Origin of the sequence: Mesorhizobium sp. M7A.F.Ca.CA.001.08.2.1 (assembly GCF_003998455.1) — a bacterium.
Lineage (GTDB): Bacteria > Pseudomonadota > Alphaproteobacteria > Rhizobiales > Rhizobiaceae > Mesorhizobium > Mesorhizobium ciceri.
The window spans coordinates 1-6269 of record NZ_RZPW01000346.1; the positions used below are offsets into that span (position 1 = coordinate 1).

At 62.8% G+C, this 6269-nt stretch carries 6 protein-coding genes; 3 read left to right on the forward strand and 3 right to left on the reverse strand.

Going from position 1 to position 6269, the window contains the following annotated elements; translation table 11 throughout:
• The 3 genes from EN914_RS20110 to EN914_RS20120 all read right to left on the reverse strand — a co-directional run.
• Positions 1–983: ABC transporter substrate-binding protein (locus tag EN914_RS20110; protein ID WP_127389218.1), on the reverse strand; the 983-nt coding region annotated here is incomplete at its 3' end.
• Positions 984–1283: 300 nt separating this feature from the next.
• Positions 1284–2282, reverse strand: a complete 999-nt coding sequence (locus EN914_RS20115) for an aldo/keto reductase (protein ID WP_024504423.1) — start codon at positions 2280–2282, stop codon at positions 1284–1286.
• 60 nt (positions 2283–2342) lie between these two features.
• A complete protein-coding gene (locus EN914_RS20120; RefSeq protein WP_013529531.1) occupies positions 2343–3848 on the reverse strand; it encodes a UxaA family hydrolase in 1506 nt (501 codons plus the stop codon).
• 223 nt (positions 3849–4071) lie between these two features.
• Here EN914_RS20120 and EN914_RS20125 point away from each other — a divergent pair, with 223 nt between their 5' ends.
• From EN914_RS20125 to EN914_RS20135, 3 genes are all read left to right on the forward strand, one after another.
• Positions 4072–4974: a GntR family transcriptional regulator gene (locus EN914_RS20125; protein WP_013529532.1), complete on the forward strand. Its 903-nt coding sequence runs from the start codon at positions 4072–4074 to the stop codon at positions 4972–4974.
• 197 nt (positions 4975–5171) lie between these two features.
• Positions 5172–5522 (forward strand): DUF2946 family protein, encoded by a 351-nt coding sequence (locus EN914_RS20130; protein ID WP_024504422.1) that lies wholly within the window; start codon positions 5172–5174, stop codon positions 5520–5522.
• 97 nt (positions 5523–5619) lie between these two features.
• Positions 5620–6159: a copper chaperone PCu(A)C gene (locus tag EN914_RS20135; protein WP_024504421.1), complete on the forward strand. Its 540-nt coding sequence runs from the start codon at positions 5620–5622 to the stop codon at positions 6157–6159.
• Positions 6160–6269 lie beyond the last annotated feature (110 nt).

The following is a 6269-nucleotide window of genomic DNA, read 5'->3' on the forward strand; positions in this document are numbered from 1 at the left end:
GGATTGAGCAGCGCGTCGATCTTGGGGTCTTTCATGTTGTCCTTGGTCACCAGATTGGCGCCGGTGTCGACATTGGCTTCGACCTTCTCGCCCTTGGAGGCGGCGAGCGCGGTCTTGATGCCGTCATAGCCCATCCGGTACGGATCCTGGACGACGAGGGCGGAAATGACGCCGTCGTTGAGGAACTTGATCAGCTTCTCGTCGCTGTCGAAACCGACCAGCGCCAGCTTGCCGCCAAGGTTGTTTTCCGCGACGGCCTGGCCGACGCCCTGCGCCATGATCAGGTTGGAAGCGAAGATGCCTTTGAGGTTCGGGTTGGCGGTGATCAGGTCGGTGGCGATGTTGAGGCCGGTGGTGGCCTGGCCGTCGGCATATTTGTCGGCAACCAGCTTGAGGCCCGGATATTTGGCGGCCAGCTGTTCGGTGAAGCCCTGCTTGCGCTGCTCAAGCGAGCCGGCGCCAGGTGCGTTGGTGATCAGGGCGACGTCGCCCTCGATCTTGCCGCCGTTGGCGGCGCCGATGGCGGCTGCGAGGCCGTCGGCAGCGACGCGGCCGCCCTGGACGTTGTCGGTGGTCAGGAACGAGGTGAAGGCCTTGGAGTCGGCACCGGAGTCGATGCCGATGACCTTGACCTTGGCAGCGGCTTCATCGATCGGCTTGCCGAGCGCCTTGAACTCGGTCGGCGCAATGACGATGGCCGCCGGGTTGCTGGCAACGGCGTTCTCGAGGATCGAGACCTGGCCGTTGACGTCGGTTTCAGCCTGGGCGCCGAGTTCCGGCACGTTGACGCCGAGATCCTTGCCGGCCTTGCGGGCGCCGGCCAGAACGATCTGCCAGTAGAAGGACGTGGTGTCCTTGACGATGATCGGAATGGTGACGTCCGCCGCCGAAACCGGCGCCGGATGCATGACGCCGGCGAGCATTGAAGCTGCTGCCAGCGCCATGACGGCGCGGCGGTTGAGAATGTTGGTCACGAATTTCATGAGGTTTCCTCCCTAAGTCGCCCGGTGAACGATACGGAAGCTCCGTTCGGATAGGCGCGGTCCCAAACAGAACTTTATCAATAAAAAACAGTTGCCCTGTTTTGATAGTGCATCGAACAGATCGATGCAAGCGGTGTTTGATCAGTCGTTGCGAGGTCTGGCAGAGGCAGATCCCCAGCCCTGTTCTCCCATTGGCGCCGTCACGCTTCCGTTCCGTTCTGGGAATGTATGGAATATTAATTCCACCAATTCGTCAATATGGAATATCCATTCCTCCATGTGCCGCAGGAACATGAAGTTTCACACCAGCTCCTGCACCAGCGTGTAGGGACGATATTTGGCGTATTCCGTTTCCGGTACGTCGATGTCGAGCAGCTCGAGGTTGCGCGTCAGATTTGCCAGCTTGGCGGTGCCGGTCAGTACGGTGGCGACGGCAGCTTCATGCAAGGGGAATTGGAACGCTGCGGCGGCGAGCGGATAGCCACCCTCGGCGGCGATCCTCTCCATTGCGCCGACGCGGTCGAGCACGTCATGGCTGGCGGGGCGGTAGTCGAAATGTGCGCCTTGCACCGGGCCGGTCGCCAGGATGCCGGAGTTGAACACGCCGCCAATGACCAAGGAGGTCTGCTGTGCCCGGCATAGCGGCAGCAACTCGGCTTCGGCACTGCGGTCGAGCAAGGAATAGCGGCTGGCAAGCAGGATACAGTCGAGCGGCGCCCGGCGCATGACGTCCAGGCAGATCTGCACCTCGTTGACGCCAAGCCCATAGGCGGAAATGACGCCAGTCCGTTTCAGCTCTTCGAGTGCCTTGAGGCCGCCATCCATCAGGTCGCGAAAATGCAGCTTGGTCTTCTCGATACCATGGGTGTAGGCGCCGATGTCGTGAACAAACAGGATGTCTATCCTGTTTAGGCCAAGCCGCGCATAGCTGAACTCGACCGACCGCATAATGCCGTCATAGGAATAGTCGTAGTCGAGCGCGAAGGGCAGCGGATCGACATAGGAGTGATCGGGAACCTGATCGTCCGGCACCGGGCGAAACAGCCGGCCGACCTTGGTCGACAGCACATAGGAATCGCGCGGCTTGTAACGCAGGAAGTCGCCGAAGCGGCGCTCCGACAGTCCGAAGCCGTAGAAGGGTGCGGTGTCGAAATAGCGCAGGCCGGCATCCCAGGCGCCCTGCAGCGTCTCCATCGCCGCTTCGCGCGAACAGGCGCGGTAAAGGCCGCCAAGTGCGGCGCCGCCGAAACTGACTTCGGTGACCTCCAGAGCTGTCTGACCGATACGGCGTTTTTCCATGCAAAACCTCCCCGTTGCCCGCCGCTGACCGGCGCGCAGTCTACTTTATATCAGTAAAATCTAAAGCGTTGCGCCCAGATGCCAGGGCACGAACTCGTTGTCGCCGTAGCCGAAGTCCTCGCTCTTGGTCTTGCGGCCGGAAGCCGTCTCGACGATCAGTTCGAAGATCTCGCGGCCCATGCCGGCGATGGTTTTTTCGCCGGAGGCGATGACGCCGCAATTGACGTCCATGTCCTCTTCCATCTGGTGGTACATGGTCGAGTTGGTGGCGACCTTGATCGACGGCGTCGGACGGCAGCCGAAGCAGGAGCCGCGGCCGGTGGTGAAGACGATGACGTTGGCGCCGCCCGCCACCTGGCCGGTCGCCGAAACCGGGTCGTAGCCAGGCGTATCCATGAACACGAGGCCACTGCCGGTGACTTTTTCGGCGTAGCCGAAGACGCCGTTGAGCGGCGTCTGGCCGCCCTTGGCGACCGCACCGAGGGACTTCTCCAGGATGGTGGTGAGGCCGCCGCGCTTGTTGCCGGGCGAGGGATTGTTGTCGATCGAGGCGCCATGCTTGGCGACGTGGTCCTCCCACCACTTCACGAAGCCGTCGAGCTTCTGCGCGATCTCCGGCGTTGCCGCGCGGTAGGCAAGCAGATGCTCGGCGCCGTAGATTTCCGTGGTCTCGGAGAGGATGCCGATACCGCCGACGCCGGCCAGGATGTCGACAGCCGCGCCCAGCGCCGGATTGGCCGTGATGCCCGACATGCCGTCGGAGCCGCCGCATTGCAGGCCGACGACGATCTCGCTGACCGGGATCGGCTCACGCTTCAACTGGCCGACTTCCTCGGCGATCTCGGCCAGCACGCCCATCGCTTTTTCCACCGATTTGCGCGACCCGCCGGCGTCCTGGATGTTGAAATGGCGCTTGCCGGCAGCGACGCCCTTCTGGCCGTAGAGGGTGAGCTGGTTGACCTCGCAGCCGAGGCCGACCATCAGCACGCCGCCGAAATTCGGGTGGCGGGCATAGCCGGCAAGCGTGCGGTGCAGCACCATCATGCCGTCGCCGGTGCCGCTCATGCCGCAGCCCTGGCCGTGCACGATCGGCACGAAGCCGTCGATGCCGGGGTATTTCGGCAACAGCGTGCGGTTGGCGGTATCGGCGATGGAATGGCAGACGGTGGCCGAGCAATTGACGCTGGCGACGATGCCGATGAAGTTGCGCGTGCCGGCGCGGCCATCGGCGCGGCGATAGCCCATGAAGGTGCGGGCGCGGTCGGCCTCCGTCGCGTGCTCGGCCTCGCTCGGCGGCACGACCGGCAAGCGGCCGGATTCGAAAACCAGATTGTGCGAATGCACGTGCTCGCCGGCTGCGATGTCCTGTGTCGCGCGACCGATCGCCTGGGCGTATTTCACCACGGCCTCGCCGGCGGCGATCGGCTTGATCGCCACCTTGTGGCCGGGCTCGATCAGCGCACTGGCGACGGCACCGCCCGGCAGCGCGGTGCCGATCTCGATGCGGCCGTTGGCGACGGCGACATTGTCGGCGGGGGACAGAAGAATGCAGTTGGAGGCGTTCACGGGCGGTTTCCTGGGTGGGTTGCGAGGGGCGGATTGACACGCGCCTGTTTAGAGATATTGTCTTTTATCGTGAAAAAACAGTTTTGCGTCAATTGTTTTTTCGTGGGGAGTTCCGCATGTCTCCGGGTTGTTCCGGGAAGCAATTTCGCTTCTCAGAGCCATGCGAACGTCATATTGCGCTTCAAACCGTCCGCTGCAAGCGACGGCGTGCAACGGGTCAGGGATGTCGAAGAGCAACAACGTCTACAAGGATGCCTACAACCGCTGCCTGCGGCTGCTCGACGAAACGCGCAGCCTGCCTTCGGAGCCGGAACTGGGCACCTTGCTTGGCGTCAGCCGTACCACGGTGCGCACCATTCTCGCGCGCATGGAAGAGACCGGGCTGATCGCCTGGAACAAGCGCGCCAAGACGGTGCTGCGCGAACCGCTTCCCGATGATTTCTTCCCCGAGGAAGAGACAGACACGCTGGCCGAGATCATCGAACGGTCGTTCATGCGTCGACTGCTCGCCGGCGGCGCCGAAGCCGGCATGCAGATCAACGAACTCGAACTGGCGCGTGAGATCGGCGTCGGCACCACCAGCGTGCGCGAGTTCCTGATCCGCTTCTCCCGCTTCGGCCTGATCGAGAAACGTCGCAACAGTCATTGGGTGCTGAAGGGCTTTACGCGCGCCTTCGCGCTGGAGCTGACCGAAATCCGCGAGATGTTCGAACTGCGCTCGGCGGCCGCCTTTGCCGCTTTACCGCAGGACAGCGCGGTCTGGACCGATCTCGACCGCCTGGAAGACGAGCATCGCCAGTTGGCAAACGACATTGCCGCCCGCTTCACGGAGTTCTCCGAACTCGACGAGCGCTTCCACCGGCTGATCCACCGGGCATCGCGCAATCGCTTCATCGTCGATTTCTACGATGTCATCGCCATGATCTTCCACTACCATTACCAGTGGAACAAGGCGCAGGAACGCGAGCGCAACGAAGTCGCGATCGGTGAGCATCTGGTCTACATAGAAGCGCTGAAATCACGCGATCTCGGCAAGGTCGACGCCGCTTGCCGCAAGCATTTGAAGTCGGCGCGCCAGACATTGCTGACCTCGATCCCGGAGAGCCGGTCGCTGCAAAAACACTGAGCCGCATCGCGGCTCGCAGCCTTGTTTCATGCATGTCGTTGTCCCAAAACCGCTATACACTTCTGGGCGACATGCCTTGGGCCTGCCGCGTTGCCGCCGCGGCGATTTGGCGATTTTCCACCCGCCGGCCCCGTGCTAGATATGGTTGGTTGCTGCGAAGAGGCAGGGCTTTGGGCGTATCGAGGAGACGATGGAGCATGCCGGTCGCGCTTGTCGCGGCCTATCTGCTGTTGCTCCAGTCGACGCTTGGTGCCTTCGGCGCCGGTCCCAATGCATCGCAACTCGACGCTTTCGGCAATGTCATCTGTACCCATGAAGGCGCAACCCAGCTTCCGGGCGGCAACCAGCCGCCGTCCCATCTGCCGGCATGCTGCGTGCTCGGCTGCAGCATGGTTTTGGCGGCCTTTGCGCCGCCGCCCAATGCCGGTCTGGCGCTGGGCAGCCTTTCCTTTGAAACGGTCGCCTTTGTCTTCCCGGCGGCCATCCATCTCGACTTTGCGCGTGAGCGCTCGCCGTCGAACCCGCGCGCGCCGCCGCTGACGGCCTGAGCCTGTTTGCCCGGCGGAACCTTTCGTGGGCGTACCCATCCAAAGATCTAACTGCTCGCGACCGGCAACGGCGCGACCTTCACTTCATGGAGCAACCATGTCCTATTTTTTCCCTGACGCCGCGCGTCCTATGGCCGGCAGCATTCTACGCGGCATCGAAGAGCGTGTCGGCATTGCCGTGCTGGCTCTTGCGCTGCTGTTCACAGGCGCGCAGTCCGTCTTCGCGCATGAGTTCAAGGTTGGCAATCTTGAGATCGGCCACCCCTGGTCGCGCGCCACGCCGGCCGGCGCCAAAGTGGCCGGCGGTTATTTCACCATCACCAACAAGGGCAGTGCGCCGGACCGGCTGGTGTCGATTTCCTCCGATGTCTCCGAAAAGGCCGAGCTGCATGAGATGGGCGTCAAGGACGGCGTCATGACCATGCGGCCGGTTGCCGGCGGCCTGGAAATTCCGGCCGGCGGCAAGGTAGCCCTTGCACCTGGCGGCTATCATTTGATGTTCATGGGCCTGAAGCGGCAACCCAAACAGGGCGAAAAGTTCTCCGCCACCCTGACCTTCGAAAAGGCCGGCGCCGTCAGCGTCGATTTCGCCGTCGAAGGCATGGGCGGCGGCGCCGTGGACGATCACGCCAATTGACCGCGCCAGCTCGACAAATCTTGAAAATCCGAGGGACCATCATGAACAAATATCTTTTGTCGGCCGGCGCACTTCTCGCGCTCGGAACCAGCGCCGCCTTCGCGCATATC